This is a genomic window from Burkholderia sp. Ac-20384 (assembly GCF_017104605.1).
Taxonomy (GTDB): domain Bacteria; phylum Pseudomonadota; class Gammaproteobacteria; order Burkholderiales; family Burkholderiaceae; genus Burkholderia; species Burkholderia lata.
In genome coordinates, this window is the sequence record NZ_JAAGPE010000138.1 from 1 (window position 1) to 25,539 (window position 25,539).

Sequence of the window (25,539 nt, forward strand, 5' to 3'; positions counted from 1 at the left end):
GCCGCGCAGGCGCTCGGCATCTCGCGCGCGACGCTGTACCGGCGCATCGCGAAGCACCGGATCGTCGCGCCGCACCGTGCGTGACGCGCTGGCGCGCGCTGCGTCATGCGGGCTGCCCGGCCGCTTCGTTCGCGTCTGCCGCATTGCCGGCCGCTTCATCGCGCCGCGTAAACACTTCGTGCGCGGCGAACAACGCGTTGAGTGCGGCCGGCATACCCGCGTACACGGCCATCTGCATGAACACCTCGACGATCTCGTCGCGCGTGCAGCCGACGTTCAGCGCGGCCTCGATATGCACCTTCAACTGCGGCTGCGCGTTGCCGAGTGCGGCCAGCGCCGCGATCGTCGCGATTTCTCGCGCTTTCAGGTCGAGTTGCGGCCGGCTGTAGATGTCGCCGAAGCTGAACTCGACCAGGAGCCGCCCAAAGTCCGGTGCGATCGGCGCCAGCGCCGCGATCACGCGCTCACCTACTTCGCCGTCGATTTCCTTCAGTTTGTTCCAGCCGCGCGTGTAGCGGTCTTCAACGAGTCGTTCCATTGTGTCCGTCCTGTTCCGATAGGGAGTGAGAAGGTCTTGCCCGTCGTGCCATCTCCCGCTCCTGCGCCTCGTAGTTCACGATCTTGTCGCTGATCACGTCGAGGCTCGCCTGCAGCTCCGCGATATGCGCGCGCACCGCGTCGCGATGCGTGATCAGCAGGTCGCGCCGCGCACCGAAGGTCGACTCGCCTTGCGCGCGCAGCGTCGCGAATGCCTGCATCTGCGCGATCGGCATGCCGGTCGCCTTCAGGCGCATCACGAAGGCCAGCCAGTCAAGGTCGGCCGGTGCATAGAGCCGGTGCCCGGCCGCCGTGCGCGAAATCGCGCGCAGCAGGCCGGCCTGCTCGTAGTACCGCAGCGTATGCGTCGACAGGCCGGTCATTTCGGCGACCTGGCCGATCGTCAGCGGGCCGGTGGCGTGAGGTTGGGATACGGTTTTCGACATGGCAGGAACAAGGTTAGGAGTTAGAGTTCACTCTAAGTCAAGGCCTATCGAACAGCCAGTGCAACGATTGTCGGCGACACCCCGGCGACACCGTAAAGAATGGTCAAAACCGCCGCTCGACGCGGGGTTCTGTCTTTACAGCGCCGCAAGCCTTCAGCAAGATTCGGTCAGCCTGTCTTAAAAAGGGCACGCATTTGTCCTATGCTTAACGGCGACGCCCGGCCACGCCTCGCCCCGGCGTCCGTTGCAACAGCCATTCATCCGTCAGAACCAGGGAGCCTTTGCCATGCTGAAAAAGCTGCTGATGCTGTTCGTCGCGCTATCGCTGTCGCTCGCCGCAGGCCTTGCCGCAGCCGTCGAAGTCAACACGGCTGACCAGGCCACGCTCGAATCCGTGAAGGGTCTCGGGCCCGTGAAGTCGAAGGCGATCATCGACGAACGCACCAAGAACGGCCCGTTCAAGGACGCGGACGATCTCGCGAACCGCGTGAAGGGCCTCGGCACGAAGTCGGTCGGGCATCTCGAGGAAAACGGCCTGACGATCGGCGGCTCGGCGACGCCGCCGAAGGGCGTGAAGCTGTCGAAGCCGGCCGCGACGACATCGGCAACGACGTCGGCCACCACGTCCGCAACGACGTCGGCAGGCACGGCGTCGACGTCCACGACCGCGACGGCCGGCACGACGGCCACGGCACCGGCACCGGCGGCAAGCGCGCCGGATGCGGCGGCGAAGCCGGCCAAGGCCAAGCGCATGACGAAGAAGGAAAAGGCGGCCGCAGCAGCGGCGGCATCCGCCGATGCGGGTGCGAGCGCACCGGCCGCCGCATCGTCGGCAAAAGCGACGAAGGGTTCGAAGAAGAAAAGCAAGAAGGACAAGGCAGCCTCCGCCGCCGCGGCGTCGGGCGCCTGATGTGCGCCGCGCGCGCGATGGCGTGCGCGCGGCATTCGTTCAACGGGCGCCCACAGCGTGGCGCCCTTATCGGTAAAGGTGAAGAACCATGGGTCTCCTCGACATCGTTGGCGGTCTGATCGGCGGCCAGGCCGGCGGCAACTCGCAAAGCGCGCTGATCACGACCGCGCTCGAATTCATCAACAACCAGCCGGGCGGCCTGAACGGCCTGATCGAGAAGTTCAAGGCCGGCGGCGCCGGCGACGTCATCGGTTCGTGGGTCGGCACCGGCCAGAACCAGCCGATCTCGCCGGACGCACTGCAGAACGTGCTCGGCTCGGACGCGATCGGTGCGCTCGCGAGCAAGTTCGGTGTCGATCCGTCGATGGCCTCGACCGTCCTCGCGCAAGTGCTGCCGCACGTCGTCAACCACGCGACGCCGGACGGCGCCGTGCCGGCCGATGGCCAGGCACAGGTCGACCCGTCGAACGTGCTCGGCTCGCTGTCGCAGATCGCCGGCATGTTCGGCGGCAACAAGCAGGGCTGATTCGAACCCTGCATCGTTGCGACATCCCATAAGCAAACACCCCGCCTGAGCGGGGTGTTTGTTTTGGTGCGCCCGGTACGAGCCGGGCAGCAGGCAGCGATCAGTGAACGACGCGGTCGAACACGAACTTGCCGTCGTGGATGTCGACCGGAATCACATCCTTCGGACCGAAGCGGCCCGCGAGGATGAGCTTCGCAACCGGGTTCTCGATCTCCTGCTGGATCGCGCGCTTCAGCGGACGCGCACCGAACAGCGGATCGTAGCCGACCTTGCCGATCTGCTCGAGCGCCGCTTCCGACACGTCGAGCGCCATGTCGAGCTTCGCAAGCCGGTCGTGCAGGCGTGCGAGCTGGATCTTCGCGATCGACTCGATGTTGCTGCGGTCGAGCGCATGGAACACGACGACGTCGTCGATCCGGTTCAGGAACTCGGGGCGGAAATGCTGCTTCACCTCGAGCCACACGGCGTCCTTGATCTCTTCCTGCGGCGCACCCGTCATCGCCTGGATCACCTGCGAGCCGAGGTTCGACGTCATCACGATCACCGTGTTCTTGAAGTCGACCGTGCGCCCCTGCCCGTCCGTCATGCGGCCGTCGTCGAGCACCTGCAGCAGCACGTTGAACACGTCCGGATGCGCCTTCTCGATCTCGTCGAGCAGGATCACGCTGTACGGCTTGCGACGCACGGCTTCCGTCAGGTAGCCGCCTTCCTCGTAGCCGACATAGCCCGGCGGCGCGCCGATCAGCCGCGCGACGCTGTGCTTCTCCATGAACTCGCTCATGTCGATGCGGATCAGGTGCTCTTCCGAGTCGAACAGGAACGACGCCAGCGCCTTGCACAGCTCGGTCTTGCCGACCCCCGTCGGGCCGAGGAACAGGAACGAGCCGTACGGACGGTTCGGATCGGCGAGACCCGCGCGCGAACGGCGGATCGCGTCGGCCACCGCACTGATCGCCTCGTGCTGGCCGACCACGCGCTCATGCAGCTTTTCCTCGATGTGCAACAGCTTCTCGCGTTCGCCCTGCATCATTCGCGACACCGGAATCCCGGTCGAACGCGACACGACTTCCGCGATTTCCTCGGCGCCGACCTGCGTGCGCAGCAGGCGCGGACGCGTCGGGTTGTGCTGCTCCTGCTCTTCGGCCTGCGTGACCTGCTTCAGTTGCGCCTCGAGCTGCGGCAGCTTGCCGTACTGCAGCTCGGCAACCTTCTCCAGCTTGCCGTCACGCTGCAGCCGTGCGATGTCCGCACGCACCTTCTCGATCTCTTCCTTCAGCTGTGCGCTGCCCTGCACCGCGGCCTTCTCGGCGGTCCAGATCTCTTCCAGGTCCGCGTACTCGCGGCCGAGGCGTTCGATCTCTTCCTCGATCAGCTGCAGGCGCTTCTGCGACGCTTCGTCCTGCTCCTTCTTCACGGCTTCGCGCTCGATCTTCAGCTGGATCAGGCGACGATCGAGCTTGTCCATCTCTTCGGGCTTCGAATCGATTTCCATCTTGATCTTCGAAGCGGCTTCGTCGATCAGGTCGATGGCCTTGTCCGGCAGGAAGCGGTCGGTGATGTAGCGGTGCGACAGCTCGGCCGCGGCGACGATCGCCGGGTCGGTGATGTCGACGCCGTGGTGCAGTTCGTACTTCTCCTGCAGCCCGCGCAGGATCGCGATCGTCGCCTCGACGCTCGGCTCGTCGACGAGCACCTTCTGGAAGCGGCGCTCGAGCGCGGCATCCTTCTCGATGTACTTGCGGTATTCGTCGAGCGTGGTCGCGCCGATGCAATGCAGCTCGCCGCGCGACAGCGCCGGCTTCAGCATGTTGCCCGCATCCATCGCGCCTTCGGCCTTGCCTGCACCGACCATCGTGTGGATTTCGTCGATGAAGACGATCGTCTGGCCTTCATCCTTCGCGATGTCGTTGAGCACCGCCTTCAGGCGCTCCTCGAATTCGCCGCGATACTTCGCGCCGGCGAGCAGTGCGGCCATGTCGAGCGACAGCACGCGCTTGCCCTTGAGCGTCTCGGGCACTTCGCCGTTGACGATCCGCTGCGCGAGCCCTTCGACGATCGCCGTCTTGCCGACGCCCGGCTCGCCGATCAGCACCGGGTTGTTCTTGGTGCGGCGCTGCAGGATCTGGATCGAACGGCGAATTTCGTCGTCGCGGCCGATCACCGGATCGAGCTTGCCCGCCCGGGCGCGCTCGGTCAGGTCGACCGTGTATTTCTTCAGGGCCTCGCGCTGGCTTTCGGCGTCCTGGCTGTGCACCTGCGAGCCGCCGCGCACCGCGGCGATCGCGGCTTCCAGCGCCTTGCGCGTGAGGCCGTGCTGGCGCGCGAGCTTGCCGGCGTCGCCCTTGTCGTCGGACACGGCGAGCAGGAACATCTCGCTCGCGATGAACGTGTCGTTGAGCTTCTGCGCTTCCTTGTCGGCCTGGTTCAGCAGCCCGGAGAGTTCACGGCCGATCTGGATGTCGCCGCCGGTGCCCGTCACTTGCGGCAGGCGCGAGATGGCCTCGTTCAGCGCGCCTTGCAGCGCCTGAATGTGAACGCCCGCGCGCGACATCAGCGAGCGGGCGGAACCGTCCTGCTGCGCGACCAGCGCCGCGAGAACGTGAACGGGTTCGATGTATTGATTGTCGCGGCCTGCTGCGAGACTTTGCGCATCCGCGAGTGCTTCCTGGAACTTGGTGGTGAGCTTGTCGATTCTCATTTAGTCGAGACCTCCAATTTTCGATTAACACCAAGATGAGGATGGTTATGCGGCTTTCAAGCGAAATTCGGGTTGATTCAGCGCAAAAATCGATGGATATCCATGAAGCGGCCCCGGGACGGGCCGCGGCCGGCTCGGGAAGCGCGGCGAGCGCGTATCAGCCGGCGGTCGACGGCGGTTCGACGGACGCAGGGGCGTCTTCCGGCAACGGCTCGGCACGCATGCGCACGACCGGGCGGATGCCGAGCAACGCGACGAGCGGCGCAGCGGGTTCGACCAGTTCGCCAAGCGTGTGACGGTCGAGTTCGGCGAAGAACGCATCGCGCGCGGCCGCCAGCACGCCCTTCAACCGGCACTGCGGCTCGATCACGCAGCCGCGCGACTCGCCCTCGGCCGAGAAGCAGCCGACCAGCGCAAAATCGCTCTCGGTCGCGCGCACGACCTGGCCGACGGTCAGTTGCAGCGATTCGGGGAACAACCGCAGCCCGCCATTGCGGCCACGGACGGTATCGACCCATCCCAGCTCGCCGAGCTGCTGCACGACTTTCATCAGATGGTTCTTCGAGATGCCGTAGGCGTCCGAGATCTCCTGGATCGTTGCGAGTCCCTCGCCACGCACGGCAAGGTACAGCATCACGCGCAGCGAATAGTCGGTGTAGTCGGTGAGTCTCATGGGCGAATACGGAAAAGATCGATCGTGCCCCGATTACGTGAGCCGGGCCGATCGGGTTGCGCACGGGGCCGGTTGACGGCCCTGTTCCGCGGCCCCGGGTTGCCGGGATGGCGCGCGCGCAATAAGATGCGTGACACTTACACGTTTTTCAGGGGTTGTTGGACGCTATTTTGCGTCAAAATCCGGCCGGCGTCCTGCACGATGCCCGCGCCGCCGCCCCGTCGTTGCCTATTTCTCCGGCCCTTTTTGCCATGACTGCCCTGCCCGCCTCGCCCGATACCGCACCGGCCCGCCCTCGCGACACCGAGCCGACCGAAGAGAACATCCGCGATCTCGTCTACGCGTTCTACGACCGCGTGCGCGCCGATCCGCTGCTTGGGCCTGTGTTCGACGCGAAGCTGGAAGGCCGCTGGGACGACCACCTGCCGAAGATGGTCACGTTCTGGTCGAGCCTCGTGCTCGGCACCAAGGGCTATCGCGGCAACGTGCAGCAGGCGCACCAGCCGCTCGACGGGATCGAGCCGGCCCATTTCAGCCGCTGGCTGTCGCTGTTCCTGAAAACGGTCGAGACGCGCTACGCGCCGCCCGCGGCGATCCGCTTCATGGAGCCGGCGCTGCGGATCGCGCAGAGCCTCCAGTTGAGCCGGTTCGGCTGGGACTATCAGATTCCGCCCGAGCAGCAGGCACTGCTCGACGCAATCGCACCGCGCCGTCGCGACGCAGCTGACGATCCGCATGCGCTGCCGTCGCGTGCCCGCGGCGAGCCGTTTCCGACGAAGATCATCGGGCGCAGCAGCGATCCGGACGCGTAACGGGCAGCCGTGACGCGCGGCGCTTGCGCGCATGCGGCACCTCGCCGCACCACCGTCACGCCGTGCTCAGCGCCGCGTATTGCCCGATTCGATGCCCCAGCGCGCGAGCGCGGCATCGTCGGTGCTGCGCGCATCGACCCAGCGCTCGCCGTCCGGCGTGGTTTCCTTCTTCCAGAACGGCGCTTCGGTCTTCAGGTAGTCCATCACGAACTCGCACGACGCGAACGCATCGCCGCGGTGCGACGCAACCGTTGCGACCATCACGATCTGGTCGAGCGGCAGCAGCTTGCCGACGCGATGCACGATCGCGACGTCGATGCCCGGCCAGCGTCGGCCGGCCTCGGCGGCAATCTTCTCGAGCGCCTTCTCGGTCATCCCCGGATAGTGCTCGAGCTCCATCGCGGCAACCGATTCGCCTTCGTTCAGATCTCGCACCGTGCCGACGAAGCATGCGACTGCGCCGATCTTCGGGTTGCGTGCGCGCAGTGCCGCGACTTCCGCGTTCAGATCGAAGTCGTCGGTCTGGATTCGTACCGTTGCCATCGCCCGTGCCTCAACCGCCCGTCACCGGCGGAAAGAACGCGACCTCGCAGCCCTCGGTGAGCCGCGTGTCGGGATCGGTCATCTCGTGATTGCACGCCATGCGCAGTGCGCGCCCTTCGGCGAGCGTCTCGGCCCACGCACCGCCGCGCACGCGCAACCACGCGCGCACGTCGCCCACGGTCGTGACGCTGTCCGGCACGTCGGCCTGCTCGTCGGCGACACCCAATGCCTCGCGGACGCTTGCAAAAAATTTCAGTTGAATCTTCATGGTTCGGGAAGCCGTCGCGTTACGACAGCAGTTCGGAAAACGGAATGAAACGCACGGTCTCGCCGGCGCTGATCGCGTGCTGCGGCGGGTTGTCGATCAGGCCATCGCCCCACACCGTCGACGTCAGCACCGCCGAGCTCTGGTTCGGGAACAGGTCGAGGCCGCCGGCCGCGTTGACGCGCGCGCGCAGGAATTCGTTGCGCCGGTCGCCCTTGTTTTGCGAAAAGTCGGCACGCAGCGACAGTGCGCGCGGCGCGATGTCGCGCACGCCGGACAGGCGCAGCAGGAACGGCCGCACGAACAGCAGGAACGTGACGAAGCTCGACACCGGGTTGCCGGGGAGCCCGATGAAGTGCGCATCGGCGCGATCGTCGCCGCGGCGCACCGCGCCGTAAGCCAGCGGCTTGCCGGGCTTCATCGCGATCTGCCACAGCGCGAGCCGCCCTTCGGCCTCGACGGCCGGCTTCACGTGATCCTCGTCACCGACCGACACGCCGCCGCTCGTCAGGATCACGTCGTGATCGCGGGCAGCCGCGCGCAGCGTATCGCGCGTCGCGGCGAGCGAATCGGGCACGATCCCGTAGTCGGTCACGTGGCAGCCGAGCCGTTCCAGCAGCCCGCGCAGCGTGAAGCGGTTCGAGTTGTAGATTGCGCCGGGCTTCAGTGGCTCGCCGGGCATCGTCAGTTCGTCTCCGGTGAAGAACACCGCGACACGAATCCGCCGCGCGACCGCCAATTGCGCGCAGCCGACCGACGCGGCCAGGCCGAGCGCCTGCGGCGTGAGCCGCGTGCCGGCCGGCAGGATCACCGAGCCCTGCCGGATATCCGCGCCCTGCGCGGTGATCCATTCACCGGCCTTCGGCGTGTGCAGGATCTCGACCGCATCGCCATCGGCCGCCGTCTGCTCCTGCATCACGACGGCGTCGGCGCCGGGCGGCACCGTCGCGCCGGTGAAAATCCGTGCGGCCGTGCCGGCAGCGAGCGGCGCGGCCGGGTGACCGGCCGGAATGCGCTGCGACACCGGCAAACGCCGGTCGCCATGCAGCAGGTCGGCGACGCGCACCGCATAGCCGTCCATCGCGCTCGTGTGCATCGGCGGCACGTCGAGCGGCGAGCTCACGTCGGCCGCCAGCACGCGGCCGAGCGCGTCGAGCGTGGCGACGGTTTCGGCGCCGGGCAACGGCTTCGCAGCATCGAGCAGCGCGGCGAGTGCCTCGGCGGTCGACAGCATCGGCGCGCGCGGCGCCGCGGGATTCGGGTTCGACATCGATGGAATCGGGGATCGTTGGATTCAATACGTCATTGTAGCGACGCCGTCGCGCGGGCGCGCGATATGGCCGACATGCGGAAACTGTGATTCGCGCGAATGCGCCGGTCTGACACTTGTTTCGTACGCGTGGTGACGACCGCTGCCTGGCAGCTGCCAAACGAAACGGCCGGAACCCCGATCCGTTCGACGAATCGGCATTCCGGCCGTTGTGCGCAGCCGGGCCCGTGGCCCGGCCGTGCGTCATGCGCCCGTATGGGCGGCGATGAAGTCCTTCACCTGCTGCGCATCGGCGTTCACGACCTCGAAACGCTGCGGCAGCGCCTCGAGCCCGTCGAATGCAGCCGGACGCTCGGCTTCGCGATCGAGTGCTTCGCGAATCGTCTCGCCGAACTTGATCGGCTGCGCCGTCTCGAGCACGACCATCGGCACGCCCGCGTCGAGATGCTCGCGCGCGACCTTCACGCCGTCGGCCGTATGCGTATCGATCATCGTGTCGTAGCGCGAGAACACGTCGCGGATCGTCGCGATGCGGTCCGTGTGGCTGCTGCTGCCCGACACGAAACCGAACTCGGCGACGCGCGAGAAATCGCCGCTCGCCGCGAGATCGAAGCCGCCCTTCTCCTCGACGTCGCGGAACAACTGCATCACGCGTGCCGGATCGCGGCCGAGCAGATCGAACACGAAGCGCTCGAAGTTCGACGCCTTCGAGATGTCCATGCTCGGGCTGCTCGTGTGATAGGTGTTCTCGGCGCTGCGCACGCGATACGCGCCCGTGCGGAAGAACTCGTCGAGCACGTCGTTTTCGTTGGTCGCGACCACCAGCTTCGCGATCGGCAGCCCCATCATCCGCGCGATGTGGCCTGCGCAGACGTTGCCGAAATTGCCCGACGGCACCGTGAACGACACGCGCTCGTCGTTGGACTGCGTCGCTGCGAAGTAGCCCTTGAAGTAGTACACGACCTGCGCGACGACGCGCGCCCAGTTGATCGAGTTGACCGTGCCGATCTTCTGCTGCGCCTTGAACGCGTGATCGTTCGACACGGCCTTCACGATGTCCTGGCAATCGTCGAACACGCCTTCGACCGCGAGGTTGAAGATGTTCGGATCCTGCAGGCTGAACATCTGGGCCGTCTGGAACGCGCTCATCTTCTTGTGCGGCGACAGCATGAACACGCGCACGCCGGCCTTGCCGCGCATCGCGTATTCGGCCGCGCTGCCGGTGTCGCCGGACGTCGCGCCCAGAATGTTCAGCGTCTGCCCGTGCTTCGCGAGCGTGTACTCGAACAGGTTGCCGAGCAGCTGCATCGCCATGTCCTTGAACGCGAGCGTCGGGCCGTTCGACAGTTCGAGCAGCGAGATCGGCGCGCCGTTCTCGCTGCCGAGCGTCTTCAGCGGCGTGATGTCGGACGCGTTCTCGCCATGGCGCGTGTTGCGGTACACGTCGGCCGTGTACGTGCGACGCGTGATCGCGCGCAGGTCGTCGGCCGGCACGTCGTCGCAGAACTTCGACAGGATCTCGAACGCGAGATCCGCGTACGACAGCGTGCGCCAGCGTGCGAGCTCGTCGGCGGACACCGTCGGATACTCGGCCGGCAGGTAGAGCCCGCCGTCCTTCGCGAGACCGCCGAGCAGGATGTCGGAGAACGTGTGGCGCTCGCCGATGCCGGCGCCGCGCGTGGAGATGTAATTCATGTCGTCCTCAGCTCAGTTCAACGCTTCCATGCGCAGCTTCGTCACCTTCGATACCACCGTCGCAAGGCTCTCGATCTGCGCGATCGCCGCATTCACGTTCTTCTCGACCGTGACGTGCGTGATCAGGATGATGTCGGTTTCGCCCTTCGCGTCGTCGACCTGCTCCGATTCCTTCTGCAGCAGCGCGTCGATCGAAATACCCGATGCGGCGAGGATGCGCGTGATGTCGGCCAGCACGCCGGTTTGATCGGCAACGCGCAGGCGCAGGTAGTAGCCGCTCGTCACTTCCTCGATCGGCAAAATCGGCGTGTTCGACAGGCTGTCCGGCTGGAACGCGAGGTGCGGCACGCGATGCTCGGGGTCCGCCGTGTGCAGGCGCGTGACGTCGACGAGATCCGCGACCACGGCCGATGCGGTCGGCTCCGCGCCCGCGCCCTTGCCGTAGTACAGCGTCGTGCCGACCGCGTCGCCGTGCACGACAACCGCGTTCATCGCGCCCTCGACGTTCGCGAGCAGGCGCTTCTCCGGGATCAGCGTCGGATGCACGCGCAGCTCGATGCCGTTTTCGGCGCGGCGCGTGATGCCGAGCAGCTTGATCCGGTAGCCGAGTTCTTCCGCGTAGCGGATGTCGGTCGCATCCAGCTTGCTGATGCCCTCGACGTACGCACGCTCGAACTGCACCGGCACGCCGAACGCGATCGCGCTCATGATCGTCGCCTTGTGCGCGGCGTCGACGCCTTCGATGTCGAAGGTCGGATCGGCTTCCGCGTAGCCGAGCTCCTGCGCGGCCTTCAGCGCGGTCGCGAAGTCAAGCCCGCGATCGCGCATTTCCGACAGGATGTAGTTGGTCGTGCCGTTGATGATGCCCGCGATGTACTGGATGCGGTTCGCGGTCAGGCCTTCGCGCAGCGCCTTGATGATCGGGATGCCGCCGGCGACGGCCGCCTCGAACGCGACCATCACGCCCTTCGCGCGCGCGGCCTCGAAGATCTCGGTGCCGTGCACCGCGAGCAACGCCTTGTTGGCCGTCACGACGTGCTTGCCGTTCGCGATCGCGCGCAGCACGAGCTCGCGTGCGATGCCCGTGCCGCCAATCATCTCGGCGATGATCGCGATCGACGGATCATCGACGACTGCGTTGAAATCGTCGGTGATCTGCGCGGCGCCGGCGTCGCCGCCGAGCGCAGCCAGCGCCTTGGCCGGGTTGCGCACCGCAATGCGCGTCACCTCGATGCCGCGCCCCGCGCGTCGCTTGATTTCTTCCTGGTTGCGGCCCAGCACCGTGAAGGTGCCGCTGCCCACCGTGCCGAAGCCCAACAGGCCAACTTTGATCGGTTCCATGCTGCGTGTGATCGATGAGTAAGAATGAGTGAGTGCCGTGTGGCCCTGCCGCTCAGGCCGAATGGCGCTTGCGGTAGCCGTCGAGGAAACGTGCGATCCGGTTGATCGAATCGGTCAGGTCGTCGAGGTTCGGCAGGAAGACCACGCGGAAGTGATCCGGCGTCGTCCAGTTGAAGCCCGTGCCCTGTACGAGCAATACGCGCTCCTCGAGCAGCAGGTCGAGAATGAACTGCTGGTCGTTCTGGATCGGATAAAGCTTCGGGTCGAGGCGCGGGAACATGTACAGCGCGGCCTGCGGCTTCACGCAGGTCACGCCCGGGATCGACGTGAGCATGTCGTACGCGAGCTCGCGCTGCTTGTACAGGCGCCCGCTCGGCACGATCAGCTCGTTGATGCTCTGGTAGCCGCCGAGCGCCGTCTGGATCGCGAACTGTCCGGGCACGTTCGCGCACAGGCGCATCGACGACAGGATGCCGAGCCCCTCGAGATAATCCTTCGCGCGCCGGCGGTTGTCGCCACCCAGGCCCGACACGGCCATCCAGCCCGCGCGGTAGCCGCACGAGCGATAGCTCTTCGACAGGCTGTTGAACGTGACGGTGATCACGTCCTCCGACAGCGAACCCAGCGCCGTGTGCTCGAGACCGTCGTAGACGATCTTGTCGTACACCTCGTCGGCGAACACGATCAGCCCGTGCTCACGCGCGATCGCGAGCAGCTCGAGCAGCAATTCGTCTGAATAAAGCGCGCCCGTCGGGTTGTTCGGGTTGATCACGACGATCGCCTTCGTGTTCGGCGTGATCTTGCGGCGGATGTCGTCGGGATCGGGCATCCACGCGTTCTGCTCGTCGCAGATGTAATGCACCGGCGTGCCGCCCGACAGGCTGACGGCCGCCGTCCACAGCGGGTAGTCGGGCGCGGGCAGCAGCACTTCGTCGCCGTCGTTCAGCAGCGCCTGGGTCGCCATCACGATCAGCTCGGACGCGCCGTTGCCGATGTAGATGTCGTCGAGGCCGACGCCCACGACGCCCTTTTCCTGCGTGTAGTGCATCACGGCCTTGCGCGCCGAGAACACGCCCTTCGAATCCGAATAGCCGGACGAAGTCGGCAGGTTGCGGATCATGTCCTGGATGATTTCGTCCGGCGCGTCGAAACCGAACGGCGCGAGATTGCCGATGTTCAGCTTGATGATGCGGTGGCCTTCTTCCTCGAGGCGCTTCGCGTGCTCGAGCACCGGGCCACGGATGTCGTAGCAGACGTTGAGCAGCTTGTTCGACTTCTGAATCGGTTTCACGACGACACGGTTCCTGGGTTGGCCTCGCGGCCGGGGGGACGGGATCAAAACTGGAAAGCGGCCGGTCTGTGCGCGCTGTCTAGACTGGGAAAAAGCGGGCGGTCGGGCGCGGCTTGTGGCGACGCGCGACGCAAGTGGCGCCCGGGGGCGACCAAAAAGTTATAATTTAGCGGATTTTGGCCGACTTTCGCAATGCACCATAGCCGCGCCGGGCCCACGCCGTCAGGCGTCCCGCGTGCTCAGGCGAGCGAAACCGGCCATTCGGGCCCGTGTGGCCCTGCGATACATTCCCCTACGGACCCGCGGAATACCGATTTGAAACTGCACCAGGACGCGAGCGGCGCGCTCAATACCGTCACCGGCTACGGCCCCGATTATGTCGACGTCAATCTCGAACGCCATGAAACGAGCGTCATCGTGCTGCCCGGCGCGCCGGTCCAGGCATGGCCCGTGTCGTCGTTCGACGCGCTCGCGCCCGAGCATTTCGCGATGCTGCTCGACCCGACACCCGAACTCGTGATCTTCGGCAGCGGCGCGCGGCTGCGTTTCCCGCACCCACGGCTCGTCGCGGCGCTCACGGCGAAGCGGATCGGCGTCGAGACGATGGATTTCCAGGCCGCCTGCCGCACCTACAACATCCTGATGGCCGAGGGCCGCAAAGTCGCCGCCGCGCTCTTAATTGAACGTTAATCCCCGATGCGGTAAAACTCGGGCCGGCGCAGCGGGTCGATCCCCCGGATCGGCCCGGTCAGGCCGCCCGCCCCCGGCGCAACCCGCCGGCGGCCCGTCACAATAACCAACAGGCTGAAAATCCATGAACGATACGCCGTCGAGGCTACCGCTCAATCGCATCACGCTCGTCCTCCTCGTCGTCGCACTCGCGATCGTCTGGTTCGCGCCGCTCGGGCTGCGCCACCTGATCCCGAGCGACGAAGGCCGCTACGCGGAAATGGCGCGCGAGATGTTCGTCACCGGCGACTGGATCACGCCGCGCTACAACGGCTACAAGTATTTCGAGAAGCCGCCGCTGCAAACCTGGCTGAACGCGCTCACGTTCGCGTGGTTCGGCATCGGCGAATGGCAGGCGCGCCTCTACACGGCCGTCGCGAGCTTCGCCGGCATCCTGCTGGTCGGCTACACCGGCGCGCGCCTGTTCAACCCGCTGTCGGGCTTCCTCGCCGCCGTCGTGCTCGCGTCGTCGCCGTACTGGAACCTGATGGGCCACTTCAACGCGCTCGACATGGGGCTCGCGTTCTGGATGTCGCTGTCGCTGTGCTCGCTGCTGCTCGCGCAGCGGCCCGGGCTGCGCCCGGCCGCGGCACGCGGCTGGATGTGGGCGTGCTGGGGCGCGATGGCGTTCGCGGTACTGTCGAAGGGCCTCGTCGGCCTGATCCTGCCCGGCGCCGTGCTCGTGCTCTATACGCTGATCGCACGCGACTGGGCGCTCTGGAAGCGCCTGTACCTGGTGAGCGGCCTCGTGATCTTCTTCGCGATCGTCACGCCGTGGTTCGTGCTCGTCCAGCAGCGCAATCCCGAATTCTTCAACTTCTTCTTCATCGTCCAGCAGTTCCGCCGGTACCTGACCCCGGAACAGAACCGCCCGGGCCCGGTTTACTACTTCGTGCCCGTGCTGCTGGTCGGCTTCCTGCCGTGGCTGTCGGTCGCGTGGCAGAGCCTCCGCCATGCGCTGCGGATGCCGCGCCAGCCGAACGGCTTCGCGCCGATGCTCGTGCTGCTGATCTGGAGCGCATTCATCTTCCTGTTCTTCAGCGCGTCGCATTCGAAGCTGATCTCGTACGTGCTGCCGATCGCGCCGGCGCTCGCGCTGATCATCGGCGCGTACCTGCCGCTGATCAGCGCCGACCGGTTCCGCCGCCACCTGCTCGGCTACCTCGTATTCATCGTCGTCGCGGCGTTCGGGATCATCTTCCTCGCGTACCAGGGCGATGCCCGCACGCCGAACGCACAGTACCGCGCATTCCAGATGTGGCTGTACGCGGGCCTCGCAGTCGCAGCCGTCCTGACGCTCGCGGCCGCCTGGCTGAACCGCCGCACGGGCGTCGCTGCCGCGCTCGCCGCGTTCGGCGCCGCCTGGCTCGCGTTCGGCACGATCGGCGGCACCGGTCACGACGAATTCGGCCGCTACAGCTCGGGCGCGCTGCTCGCACCGGCCGTGCGCGCCGAACTGGCGAAGCTGCCGCCCGACACGCCGTTCTACTCGGTCGAAATGCTCGATCACACGTTCCCGTTCTATATGGGCCACACGACGATCATGGTCCAGCGCCAGGACGAGCTCGCGTTCGGGATCTCGATGGAGCCGAACAAGTGGATTCCGACCGTCGACGAGTGGATCACGCGCTGGAAACAGGAAACCCATGCGCTCGCGATCATGTCGCCCGGCCAGTACGACACCCTGGTCAAGCAAGGCGTGCCGATGCGCGTGGTCGCGCGCGACAACCGCCGCGTGATCGTCGAGAAACCGCAATCGTAAGGACGCCTGCCGCATGAATCCCGTTTCGTTCGTCTGCATCATCACCGGCGTGATGCTCAACGCCTGTGCGCAACTTCTGCTGAAAGCCGGCGTCAACGCCGTTGGACACTTCGAATTCAGCCGTGCGAACATCATCCCGGTCGGCCTGAAGATCGCGACCCAATTGCCGATCATCGGCGGCCTCGGCTGCTACGTGCTGAGCGTCGTGGTCTGGATCGTCGGGCTGTCGCGGGTCGACGTGTCGATCGCGTACCCGATGCTGTCGCTCGGCTACGTCGTCAACGCGTTCGCGGCCTGGTACCTGTTCGGCGAAGTGCTGTCGGTCCAGCGGCTCGTCGGCATCGGCATCATCCTGATCGGCGTGCTGGTGCTCGCACGCAGCTGAGCCGGCCCCGCCGCGCGCATTAAGCGTCCGCCTACAAAAAATCACGGTGCGATTCCGCCAACCGGTGTTTAATGCCGGTTTCGGCCGGGATCGCCCGACCCTTTTATTACACGCCATTACAGGCCAACGCGTTCATGAGCCAGACTACCGCTCCGTTTCTGCCGTTCACCCGCCCCGAGATCGATGAGGAAACCATCCAGGGCGTCGTCGAAGTGCTGCGCTCGGGCTGGATCACCACCGGCCCGCAGAGCCAGAAATTCGAAGCGGCGCTGTCCGAGTACTGCGGCGGCCGTCCGGTCCGCGCGTTCAACTCGGGCACCTGCACGCTCGAGATCGGCCTGCGCATCGCGGGCGTCGGTGCCGGCGACGAGGTGATCACGACACCGGCGTCGTGGGTCTCGACCAGCAACGTGATCATCGAGACGGGCGCGACGCCCGTGTTCGCCGACATCGATCCCGTCACGCGCAACATCGACCTCGACAAGCTCGAGCAGGCGATCACGCCGCGCACGAAGGCGATCATCCCCGTGTTCCTGTCCGGCCTGCCGGTCGACATGGACCGTCTGTACGCGATCGCACGCGCGCACAAGCTGCGCGTGATCGAGGATGCGGCGCAGGCATTCGGCTCGACGTGGAACGGCAAGCGCATCGGCGCGATCGGCGACATCGTGTCGTTCAGCTTCCACGCGAACAAGAACCTGACGACGATCGAAGGCGGCGCACTCGTGCTGAACAACGAGGACGAAGCGACACTCGCGCAGAAGTACCGGCTGCAGGGCATCACGCGCACGGGCTTCGACGGGATGGACTGCGACGTGCTCGGCGGCAAGTACAACCTGACCGACGTCGCCGCGCGTGTCGGCCTCGGCCAGTTGCCGCACATCGACCGCTTCACCGCGCAGCGCCGCGCCCTCGCGCGCGCGTATTTCGCCGCGTTCGACGGCAGCGCGGCCGTGAAGCTCGGCGTCGGCCTGCCGGTTGCCGACTTCGAGAACAGCAACTGGCACATGTTCCTGATCACGCTGCCGCTCGAGCGGCTGACGATCACGCGCGCCGAATTCATGGCGCAACTGAAGGAACGCGGCATCGGCACGGGCATCCACTACCCGGCGATCCATCTTTTCACGCTGTACCGTGCGCGCGGCTTCAAGGAGGGCATGTTCCCCCACGCCGAACGGTACGGCGCGTCGACCGTCACGCTGCCGCTCTTCACGCAGATGACGGAAGGCGACGTGCGTCGCGTAGTCGACGCCATCAACCAGATTTGCGAACAATACGGAAAATAAGCGTACATGAGTCACCTTGAAGCACGCGCCGGGCATCCGGTCGCCGGGCAGCCCGAAGTTTCGGTCATCATCCCCGTGTACAACGAGGAAGACGGCCTCGCCGCGCTGTTCGCGCGGCTGTATCCGGCGCTCGACGCACTCGACACGTCGTACGAAGTGATCCTGATCAACGATGGCAGCCGCGACCGCTCGGCCGCGATGCTCGCCGACCAGTTCCACGTACGTCCCGACACGACGCGCATCGTGCTGCTCAACGGCAATTACGGCCAGCACATGGCGATCCTCGCCGGCTTCGCGCAATCGCGCGGCGAGATCGTCATCACGCTCGACGCCGACCTGCAGAACCCGCCCGAGGAAATCGGCAAGCTGATCGCGAAGATGCGCGAGGGCTACGACTATGTCGGCTCGATCCGCAAGCAGCGCCAGGACAGCCTGTGGCGGCGCAAGGCGTCGCAGATGATGAACCGCCTGCGCGAGCGCATCACCCGCATCAAGATGACCGACCAGGGCTGCATGCTGCGTGCGTACAGCCGCCGCATCATCGACACGATCAACGTGTGCGGTGAAGTCAACACGTTCATCCCCGCACTCGCCTATACGTTCGCGCAGAAGCCGACCGAAATCGAGGTCGCGCACGAGGAGCGCTTCGCCGGCGAGTCGAAGTACTCGCTGTACAGCCTGATCCGGCTGAACTTCGACCTCGTGACGGGCTTCTCGGTCGTGCCGCTGCAGTGGCTGTCGTTCATCGGCGTGATCCTGTCGCTCGGCTCCGCCGCCCTGTTCGTGCTGCTGCTCGTGCGACGCTTCATCGTCGGCGCGGAAGTGCAAGGCGTGTTCACGCTGTTCGCGATCACGTTCTTCCTGCTCGGCGTGATCATCTTCGCGCTCGGCCTGCTCGGCGAATACGTCGGCCGCATCTACCAGCAGGTGCGCGCACGGCCGCGTTACCTGATCCAGGCCGTGCTCGAGCAGCACGACGGCGTGCCGGCGGTGCCGGCCGGCGCGAACCGCACGGGGGCCGCGCAATGAAGCCGCGCGCAGTCGTCTTCGCGTATCACAACGTCGGCGTGCGGTGCCTGCAGGTGCTGCTCGCGCGCGGCGTCGACGTCGCGCTCGTCGTCACGCACGAGGACAACCCGAACGAGAACATCTGGTTCGGCAGCGTCGCATCCGTCGCGGCCGAGCACGGCATCCCGGTGCTCACGCCAGCGGATCCCGCCGATCCGGCGCTGCGCCGCACGGTATCCGATGCGCAGCCGGACTTCATCTTCTCGTTCTACTACCGGCACATGCTGCCGGTGGACCTGCTCGCGATCGCGCCGAAGGGCGCGTACAACATGCACGGTTCGCTGCTGCCGAAATACCGGGGTCGGGTACCGACCAACTGGGCGGTGCTGAACGGCGAAACCGAAACCGGCGCGACGCTGCACGAGATGGCCGCGAAGCCCGACGCGGGCGCGATCATCGGCCAGACCGCGGTGCCGATCCTGCCGGACGACACGGCCACGCAGGTGTTCGACAAGGTCACGGTCGCCGCCGAGCAGACGCTCTGGCGCGTGCTGCCCGCGCTGCTCGCGGGCGAAGCGGCGCACCTGCCCAACGACCTTGCCACCGGCAGCTACTACGGCGGGCGCAAGCCCGAGGACGGCCGCGTCGACTGGTCGAAGCCGGCCGCGCAGGTCTACAACCTGGTGCGCGCGGTCGCGCCCCCGTATCCGGGCGCGTTCACGGATGTCGACGGCACGCGTTTCGTGATCGCACGCGCGCGCCTGGCGGCGCCCGGCAGCGCGGCAGCGGCCGCCGCGGCAGATTTGCCGCCCGGCCTGCACGTAAGCGATAATGCGCTATTCGGCGTCTGCGGCGACAGCCGCGCCCTATCCATTCTCGAGCTGTGGCAGCAGCGGGACGGCAGCGAAACCGTCGTGACACCCGCGGAATTCGCGCAGTTCATTCATTCTTCCCGTCATTCATGAAAGCAAAAAAAGTCCTGATCCTGGGTGTGAACGGCTTCATCGGCCATCACCTGTCGAAGCGCATTCTTGAAACCACCGATTGGGAAGTGTTCGGCATGGACATGCAGACCGATCGGCTGGGCGACCTCGTCAACCACGAGCGGATGCATTTCTTCGAAGGCGACATCACGATCAACAAGGAGTGGGTCGAGTATCACGTGAAGAAGTGCGACGTGATCCTGCCGCTCGTCGCGATCGCGACGCCCGCCACCTACGTCCAGCAGCCGCTGCGCGTGTTCGAACTCGACTTCGAGGCGAACCTGCCGATCGTGCGTTCGGCCGTCAAGTACGGCAAGCACCTCGTATTCCCGTCGACCTCCGAGGTCTACGGCATGTGCTCGGACGAACAGTTCGACCCGGATGCATCGGCCCTCACCTACGGCCCGATCAACAAGCCGCGCTGGATCTACGCGTGCTCGAAGCAGCTGATGGACCGCGTGATCTGGGGCTACGGGATGGAAGGCCTGAACTTCACGCTGTTCCGCCCGTTCAACTGGATCGGCCCGGGCCTCGACTCGATCTACACGCCGAAGGAAGGCAGCTCGCGCGTGGTCACGCAGTTCCTCGGCCACATCGTGCGCGGCGAGAACATCAGCCTCGTCGACGGCGGCTCGCAGAAGCGCGCGTTCACCGACATCGGCGACGGCATCAGCGCGCTGATGAAGATCATCGATAACAAGGACGGCGTCGCGTCGGGCAAGATCTACAACATCGGGAATCCGAAGAACAACTTCTCGGTTCGCGAACTCGCGCACAAGATGCTCGAACTGGCAGCGGAATTCCCCGAGTACGCGGATTCGGCCAAGCAGGTGAAGCTCGTCGAAACGACATCCGGCGCCTACTACGGCAACGGCTACCAGGACGTGCAGAACCGCGTGCCGAAGATCGACAACACGATGCAGGAACTCGGCTGGGCGCCGCAAGCGACGTTCGACGACGCGCTGCGCAACATCTTCGAAGCGTATCGCGGCCACGTCGCCGACGCGCGCGCGCTCGTCGAACAGCAAGGCTGATCGGGACGTTCGCTTGGCTCGCATCGTCCTCAAGATCGACGTCGACACGCTGCGCGGCACGCGCGAAGGCGTGCCGAACCTCGCGCGCATCTTCGACCGCTTCAGTGCGCGCGCGACCTTCCTCTTCAGCCTCGGGCCCGATCACACGGGCTGGGCGCTGCGGCGCGTGTTCCGCCCCGGCTTCCTGAAGAAAGTGTCGCGCACGTCGGTGGTCGAGCACTACGGCGTGAAGCAGCTGATGTACGGCGTGCTGCTGCCGGGCCCCGACATCGGCCGCCGTGCGATCGCCGACATGCGCGCGATCCACGAGGCCGGCTTCGAATGCGGGATCCACACGTGGGATCACGTGTACTGGCAGGACAACGTCCGCGTGCGCGATCGCGACTGGACCGCGCGTGAAATGCAGAAGAGTCACGCGCGCTTCATCGAGGTCTTCGGCGCGCCGCCCGTCACGCACGGTGCGGCCGGCTGGCAGATGAACGATTCCGCGTTCGAGCAGATCGACGCATGGGGGATGCGCTACGCATCCGACGGCCGCGGCCATTCGCCGTACCTGCCCGTCGTCAACGGCCGCACGCTGTCGCACGTGCAGATGCCCACCACGTTGCCGACGCTCGACGAAGTGCTCGGCATCGACGGCGTCGACACGCACAACGTCGCCGCGCACATCCTCAAGTTCACCGAAACCAATCCGCACGACCAGGTGTTCACGCTGCATGCGGAACTGGAAGGCCAGAAGCTCGCGCCCGTGTTCGAGCAACTGCTCGCCGGCTGGCGCGCGCAAGGCCACACGTTTGCGACGATGGGCGACTACCACGCGACGCTGGACCGCGACTCGCTGCCATCGTACCCTGTCACGTGGGGCGAAATCCCCGGCCGCTCCGGCGAACTGATCGTCCAGCCCGACTGAGTTCGCACGAGCCGGCGTCGCCCGCTCCGCCCTTGCGGCGCGCTGCCGCGACGCCCTGCCGAACCGCGCCGCCGCAGCGGCGCCTTTCCATAACAACAGGAGAAACACGTGTCCGTCGAAGTTGACCGTCAAGTTCCCGATTTCACCGCACCGGCTACGGGCGGCGACATTTCGCTGTCCGACCTGAAGGGCAAGAAACTCGTGCTGTACTTCTATCCGAAGGACAACACGCCGGGCTGCACGACCGAAGGGCTGCAGTTCCGCGATCTCTATCCGAAGTTCAAGAAAGCCGGTGCGGAAGTCATCGGCGTGTCGCGCGACAGCCTGCGCTCGCATGACAATTTCAAGGCAAAGCTCGAGCTGCCGTTCCCGCTGATTTCCGATGCCGACGAAGCGCTGTGCGCGCTGTTCGATGTCATCAAGATGAAGAAAATGTATGGCAAGGAAGTGCGCGGAATCGAGCGCTCGACGTTCCTGATCGACGCCGACGGCGTGCTTCGCCAGGCATGGCGCGGCATCAAGGTACCGGGTCATGTGGACGACGTGCTAAGTGCTGTACAAGCGCTTTGAGGCGCGTTATATTGGGCCGCAATGAATGCCAGTTCGCCCCATATTTCTCGTAGCTGCGCCGGTGCTCGTTGCGATGCTTGCCGGCACCTGACGCGCATTACGACGGTATCAGCCGAGCCGCATGCCTCTATCGACGAGGCAGCGGCTTTTTTTATGGATTGCGCGCCGGCCCTCGGTCCGGCCCTCACCGCGTCAAGGAGCTGATCGACACTTAGGCGAACCGGCTAGACGAACTTCCTGTGCGCCACCGCGCGCAAACTGCATGCGTCTACGTCACGCAGGATGCGATCAGCGGCGCACGCCATGCGACACGATTCCTCCCGAGGGACACCATGCCTTTGCCTACTCCCCCCAGCAAGCTCGGCAGCCTGCTGCCACCCGACGAATACAAGGCGAAAGCGCGGCCCGCGAAAGCCGCGAAGAAATCCGCCGAAGGGGACGCATCCACAGCCGGTGACTTTGGTCCGGCGAGCGTGGCCCAACCGATGACCGAAGCCGCGAACACGGCAGCGCCACTGCGCGCCGTCGCGTCTTCGACGCAAGATGCCGCAAGCACACCCGCACGTGGCCGCAAGACGAAACAGACGGCTGCACTGCTGCAGCCGATGCCGGCACCCGCCGAACCCGCGGCACCGGTCGTTGCACGCAACGATAAACCGGCTGCCGACAAACCGGCCGCCGCACCCGCGCGCGATACCGGCGCCGCGACGAAGTCGCGCAGCCGCAAGCCCGCCGAAGCCGAACAGCAGAAACTGTTCGTGCTCGACACCAACGTGCTGATGCACGACCCGAGCAGCCTCTTCCGCTTCGAGGAACACGACGTCTATCTGCCGATGATGACGCTCGAGGAACTCGACAACCACAAGAAGGGGATGTCCGAAGTCGCGCGCAACGCACGCCAGGTCAGCCGCACGCTCGACGCGCTCGTCGCCGATGCCGGCGCGATCACGGCCGGCATTCCGCTGTCGCGCCTCGGCAGCCGCGAGGCGCTCGGCCGCCTGTACTTCCAGACGAAGCTCGCCGACATCGCGCCCGTCGAAGGCTTGCCCGAAGGCAAGGCCGACAACCAGATCCTCGGCGTCGTGCGCGCGCTGCAGCGCGACCGGCCCGATCGCCAGGTCGTGCTGGTGTCGAAAGACATCAACATGCGGATCAAGGCGCACGCGCTCGGCCTGCCCGCGGAAGACTACTTCAACGACCAGGTACTCGAGGATTCGGATCTCCTGTACAACGGCGTACGCGAACTGCCGCAGGACTTCTGGACCAAGCATGCGAAGGGCATGGAGAGCTGGCAGGACACGAAGACGGGCACCACGTACTACCGCGTGACCGGCCCGCTCGTCGCGTCGATGCTCGTCAACGAGTTCGTCTATCTCGAGCCGCAGAACGGCGAGCCGACGTTCCATGCGATCGTCCGCGAACTGAACGGCAAGACGGCGCTGTTGCAGACGCTGCGCGACTACAGCCACCACAAGAACAACGTGTGGGGCATCACCGCGCGCAACCGCGAGCAGAATTTCGCGCTGAACCTGCTGATGAACCCCGAGATCGACTTCGTCACGCTGCTCGGCCAGGCCGGTACCGGCAAGACGCTCGTCGCGCTCGCGGCCGGCCTCGCGCAGGTGCTCGACGACAAGCGCTACAACGAGATCATCGTGACGCGCGCGACCGTGCCCGTCGGCGAGGACATCGGTTTCCTGCCCGGCACCGAGGAAGAGAAGATGCAGCCGTGGATGGGCGCATTCGACGACAACCTCGAAGTGCTGCAGAAGACCGACGACGCCGCCGGCGAATGGGGCCGTGCCGCAACGCAGGAGCTGATCCGTTCGCGCCTGAAGGTGAAGAGCATGAACTTCATGCGCGGCCGTACGTTCGTCGACAAGTACCTGATCATCGACGAGGCGCAGAACCTGACGCCGAAGCAGATGAAGACGCTCGTCACGCGCGCGGGCCCGGGCACGAAGATCGTGTGCCTCGGCAACATCGCGCAGATCGACACGCCTTACCTGACCGAAGGCAGCTCGGGTCTCACGTACGTCGTCGACCGCTTCAAGGGCTGGGGCCACAGTGGCCACGTGACGCTCGCACGCGGCGAACGCTCGCGGCTCGCCGACTACGCGTCGGACATCCTGTAACGCGACAGGCCGGCCCGTCGGCCGGCTTCGACGCAACGCAAAGCGGCGCTCCTTCCCGGAGCGCCGTTTTTATTTGGGGTCGAAAACGCAAGTAACACATCGTCACGCAACAACCCGGTTTACGCGCGAAACTTCAAGTAAATTCTCAAGAATGGTTGCTTAAGCCCCGCCGGAGCGTCTACCATCGGGTCTGTCTGTTGTCATACGATTCGCGAGCGCGCTGCGCTTGCCCGCCTTGCCATGCTTCGAATCTGGGTTCCCGTTGCTGTCGTTTCACTGCTTGCGGCCTGCTCCAGCGTGCCGCCGCAGTCGGCATCGCGCCCCGCCTCGGGCATGAAGATCACGACACCGCGCGCATTCCCCGCCCCCGCCAATTTCCCGAAGTTCGTCGATCACAGCGTCGGCCAGGAAGAAATCTCGATCCAGGCGATGAGCCTCGTCGGCGTCCCGTATCGCTGGGGCGGCAACACGCCGACCAGCGGCTTCGACTGCAGCGGGCTCGTCCGCTACGTGATCGGCCGTGCGGCCGACGTGAACCTGCCGCGCACGACGGCCGACATGAGCGGCCGCGGTGTATCGATCGATCCCGACCAGATCGCGCCGGGCGACCTGATCTTCTTCAATACGACCGGGCGGCCGCATTCGCACGTCGGCATCTATGTCGGCAAGCTGCGCTTCGTCAACGCACCGTCGACGGGCGGCACCGTGCGGCTCGACTACCTGACGAATCCTTACTGGGCCAAGCGTTTCGACGGCATTCGCCGCGTCGCGCCGCCGCGCGGGGCACCTACGCCGTTCGATGCGCCGACCTACGAGGCGAAGCGTGACGAGCCGCGCAGCGCGCCCGTCGTGGCGCCCGCCCCGGTGGTCGTGACTGCCGCCGCGCCGCGGCAGCCGGCCTATACATCGTCGCAAGCTGCTGCGACCCAGGCACCTGCACCGGTCATGCCGGCCCCGCAGGTCGTATCGACCGCAGCGGTTGCCCCCGCAGCCGCGGCGGCCGACCCGTATGAACCACCGCCGCCGCGCATGCAGGCAGCCCGGCAGCAGGCTACGTCCGTGAATGACGGTCCGGGCAGCGCCGCCATGACGGCGAATGCCGCACCGGCCGGCCCGGCTGAGACCGGCACACAGATTCCGACGACGGCGCTGACTGCCGCCCAGGCTGCCGCTTTCGATACGGAGCCGCCGTCCGCCACCGCCGCGGCGTCACCGCGCAGTGTCGAGCCCGCCCCCGTTCAGGTCCTGCGTGCGTCGACCCAATCCGCGCCCGCCAGCCCGCGCACCGCCACCGCTGACGATCCGATTGCCCGGTTCGCGAACGGAAGTTACTAGCCCGCTTCGCCCGCGCCTGCGGCCACCCGCGACCGCAGCCGCTCTTCGCCGCACCTTCCCACACCCCAAAAGAAAATGCGCCGCAGCCTTTCGGCTTGCGGCGCATTTCACGTCCGTTCGACAGTATCGTACCGGCGATCAGAAGATCTGGTGACCGAGCCACCATCCACCGGCCGCGAATAGTGCAGCCGCGGGCAGCGTCAGCACCCACGCCCACACGATGTTGCCGGCCACGCCCCATCGCACGGCCGACAGCTTCTGCGTCGCGCCGACACCGACGATCGCGCCGGTGATCGTGTGCGTGGTCGACACCGGAATGCCGAGGAACGACGCGAGGAACAGCGTCATCGCACCGCCGGTTTCCGCACAGAAGCCACCGACCGGCTTGAGCTTCG

At 66.0% G+C, this 25,539-nt stretch carries 25 protein-coding genes and 1 pseudogene; 14 read left to right on the top strand and 12 right to left on the bottom strand.

Annotated features, from left to right (window positions below; all coding sequences use genetic code 11):
- Positions 1-103 precede the first annotated feature (103 nt).
- A complete protein-coding gene (locus tag G3O00_RS23530) occupies positions 104-538 on the bottom strand; it encodes a carboxymuconolactone decarboxylase family protein (protein WP_071334593.1) in 435 nt (144 codons plus the stop codon).
- Entirely contained in the window at positions 522-983 is a 462-nt protein-coding gene (locus G3O00_RS23535) for a MerR family transcriptional regulator (RefSeq protein WP_011352289.1), read from the bottom strand. Before G3O00_RS23535 ends, G3O00_RS23530 begins: the two co-directional genes overlap by 17 nt.
- 286 nt (positions 984-1,269) lie before the next feature.
- Between G3O00_RS23535 and G3O00_RS23540 the strand changes: the two genes are divergently transcribed.
- Together G3O00_RS23540 and G3O00_RS23545 are read left to right on the top strand one after the other, a co-directional pair.
- Positions 1,270-1,893 (top strand): helix-hairpin-helix domain-containing protein, encoded by a 624-nt coding sequence (locus G3O00_RS23540; RefSeq protein ID WP_206144482.1) that lies wholly within the window; start codon positions 1,270-1,272, stop codon positions 1,891-1,893.
- An 88-nt stretch (positions 1,894-1,981) separates the two neighbouring features.
- On the top strand, positions 1,982-2,419 hold the full coding sequence (locus G3O00_RS23545; protein ID WP_175013583.1) for a YidB family protein: 438 nt from the start codon (positions 1,982-1,984) through the stop codon (positions 2,417-2,419).
- Positions 2,420-2,519: 100 nt separating this feature from the next.
- Here the strand turns inward: G3O00_RS23545 and clpB are convergent, their stop codons facing one another.
- Entirely contained in the window at positions 2,520-5,117 is a 2,598-nt protein-coding gene (clpB, locus tag G3O00_RS23550) for an ATP-dependent chaperone ClpB (RefSeq protein ID WP_011352292.1), read from the bottom strand.
- 157 nt (positions 5,118-5,274) lie between these two features.
- Positions 5,275-5,790, bottom strand: a complete 516-nt coding sequence (locus G3O00_RS23555) for an Rrf2 family transcriptional regulator (protein ID WP_206144483.1) — start codon at positions 5,788-5,790, stop codon at positions 5,275-5,277.
- A gap of 251 nt (positions 5,791-6,041) precedes the next feature.
- Between G3O00_RS23555 and G3O00_RS23560 the strand changes: the two genes are divergently transcribed.
- Positions 6,042-6,602: a group III truncated hemoglobin gene (locus tag G3O00_RS23560; protein WP_174930900.1), complete on the top strand. Its 561-nt coding sequence runs from the start codon at positions 6,042-6,044 to the stop codon at positions 6,600-6,602.
- 66 nt (positions 6,603-6,668) lie between these two features.
- Here the strand turns inward: G3O00_RS23560 and G3O00_RS23565 are convergent, their stop codons facing one another.
- The 6 genes from G3O00_RS23565 to G3O00_RS23590 form a co-directional block, all read right to left on the bottom strand.
- The gene (locus G3O00_RS23565) at positions 6,669-7,145 is read right to left on the bottom strand and encodes a molybdenum cofactor biosynthesis protein MoaE (protein WP_011352295.1); all 477 of its coding nucleotides are present in this window, start codon (positions 7,143-7,145) and stop codon (positions 6,669-6,671) included.
- A gap of 10 nt (positions 7,146-7,155) precedes the next feature.
- Positions 7,156-7,413, bottom strand: coding sequence for a molybdopterin converting factor subunit 1 (moaD, locus tag G3O00_RS23570; protein WP_011352296.1), 258 nt, complete (start codon positions 7,411-7,413; stop codon positions 7,156-7,158).
- Between the two features lie 19 nt (positions 7,414-7,432).
- Complete coding sequence (glp, locus tag G3O00_RS23575) at positions 7,433-8,680, bottom strand: gephyrin-like molybdotransferase Glp (protein WP_206144484.1); 1,248 nt, start codon at positions 8,678-8,680, stop codon at positions 7,433-7,435.
- Between the two features lie 243 nt (positions 8,681-8,923).
- Positions 8,924-10,375: a threonine synthase gene (gene thrC, locus G3O00_RS23580; protein ID WP_206144485.1), complete on the bottom strand. Its 1,452-nt coding sequence runs from the start codon at positions 10,373-10,375 to the stop codon at positions 8,924-8,926.
- A gap of 12 nt (positions 10,376-10,387) precedes the next feature.
- Positions 10,388-11,716, bottom strand: a complete 1,329-nt coding sequence (locus G3O00_RS23585) for a homoserine dehydrogenase (RefSeq protein WP_011352299.1) — start codon at positions 11,714-11,716, stop codon at positions 10,388-10,390.
- A gap of 52 nt (positions 11,717-11,768) precedes the next feature.
- Positions 11,769-13,007, bottom strand: a complete 1,239-nt coding sequence (locus tag G3O00_RS23590) for a pyridoxal phosphate-dependent aminotransferase (RefSeq protein ID WP_011352300.1) — start codon at positions 13,005-13,007, stop codon at positions 11,769-11,771.
- Between the two features lie 315 nt (positions 13,008-13,322).
- On the opposite strand from G3O00_RS23590, the gene G3O00_RS23595 reads away from it, so the two are divergent.
- From G3O00_RS23595 to G3O00_RS23635, 9 genes are all read left to right on the top strand, one after another.
- Entirely contained in the window at positions 13,323-13,697 is a 375-nt protein-coding gene (locus G3O00_RS23595; protein ID WP_041492864.1) for an Mth938-like domain-containing protein, read from the top strand.
- Between the two features lie 124 nt (positions 13,698-13,821).
- Positions 13,822-15,498, top strand: a complete 1,677-nt coding sequence (locus G3O00_RS23600) for a glycosyltransferase family 39 protein (protein WP_206144486.1) — start codon at positions 13,822-13,824, stop codon at positions 15,496-15,498.
- Positions 15,499-15,511: 13 nt separating this feature from the next.
- Positions 15,512-15,883: an EamA family transporter gene (locus G3O00_RS23605; protein WP_011352303.1), complete on the top strand. Its 372-nt coding sequence runs from the start codon at positions 15,512-15,514 to the stop codon at positions 15,881-15,883.
- Between the two features lie 134 nt (positions 15,884-16,017).
- The gene (locus G3O00_RS23610) at positions 16,018-17,169 is read left to right on the top strand and encodes a DegT/DnrJ/EryC1/StrS aminotransferase family protein (RefSeq protein WP_174930908.1); all 1,152 of its coding nucleotides are present in this window, start codon (positions 16,018-16,020) and stop codon (positions 17,167-17,169) included.
- A 6-nt stretch (positions 17,170-17,175) separates the two neighbouring features.
- Positions 17,176-18,198 (top strand): glycosyltransferase, encoded by a 1,023-nt coding sequence (locus tag G3O00_RS23615; protein WP_011352305.1) that lies wholly within the window; start codon positions 17,176-17,178, stop codon positions 18,196-18,198.
- Positions 18,195-19,142 carry a formyltransferase gene (locus G3O00_RS23620; protein ID WP_206144487.1) on the top strand — a complete coding sequence of 316 codons (948 nt, stop codon included), beginning with the start codon at positions 18,195-18,197 and terminating at the stop codon, positions 19,140-19,142. The genes G3O00_RS23615 and G3O00_RS23620 overlap by 4 nt, the downstream gene beginning before the upstream one ends.
- Positions 19,139-20,194, top strand: a complete 1,056-nt coding sequence (locus G3O00_RS23625; RefSeq protein WP_011352307.1) for a bifunctional UDP-4-keto-pentose/UDP-xylose synthase — start codon at positions 19,139-19,141, stop codon at positions 20,192-20,194. Before G3O00_RS23620 ends, G3O00_RS23625 begins: the two co-directional genes overlap by 4 nt.
- A gap of 13 nt (positions 20,195-20,207) precedes the next feature.
- The gene (locus tag G3O00_RS23630; RefSeq protein WP_089445789.1) at positions 20,208-21,104 is read left to right on the top strand and encodes a polysaccharide deacetylase family protein; all 897 of its coding nucleotides are present in this window, start codon (positions 20,208-20,210) and stop codon (positions 21,102-21,104) included.
- Positions 21,105-21,212: 108 nt separating this feature from the next.
- Positions 21,213-21,674 carry a peroxiredoxin gene (locus G3O00_RS23635; protein ID WP_006756046.1) on the top strand — a complete coding sequence of 154 codons (462 nt, stop codon included), beginning with the start codon at positions 21,213-21,215 and terminating at the stop codon, positions 21,672-21,674.
- Between the two features lie 192 nt (positions 21,675-21,866).
- Here G3O00_RS23635 and G3O00_RS44145 read toward each other — a convergent pair.
- Positions 21,867-22,111, bottom strand: a pseudogene (locus G3O00_RS44145) (hypothetical protein); the annotation flags it as partial.
- Between G3O00_RS44145 and G3O00_RS23640 the strand changes: the two are divergent.
- Together G3O00_RS23640 and G3O00_RS23645 are read left to right on the top strand one after the other, a co-directional pair.
- On the top strand, positions 22,007-23,809 hold the full coding sequence (locus G3O00_RS23640) for a PhoH family protein (protein WP_174930913.1): 1,803 nt from the start codon (positions 22,007-22,009) through the stop codon (positions 23,807-23,809). The pseudogene G3O00_RS44145 and the gene G3O00_RS23640 overlap by 105 nt on opposite strands.
- A gap of 240 nt (positions 23,810-24,049) precedes the next feature.
- A complete protein-coding gene (locus tag G3O00_RS23645; protein ID WP_206144488.1) occupies positions 24,050-25,144 on the top strand; it encodes a C40 family peptidase in 1,095 nt (364 codons plus the stop codon).
- Between the two features lie 138 nt (positions 25,145-25,282).
- On the opposite strand, the gene G3O00_RS23650 is transcribed toward G3O00_RS23645, so the two are convergent.
- Positions 25,283-25,539 (bottom strand): inorganic phosphate transporter (locus G3O00_RS23650; protein ID WP_206144489.1); only part of this gene is annotated, 257 nt, incomplete at its 5' end.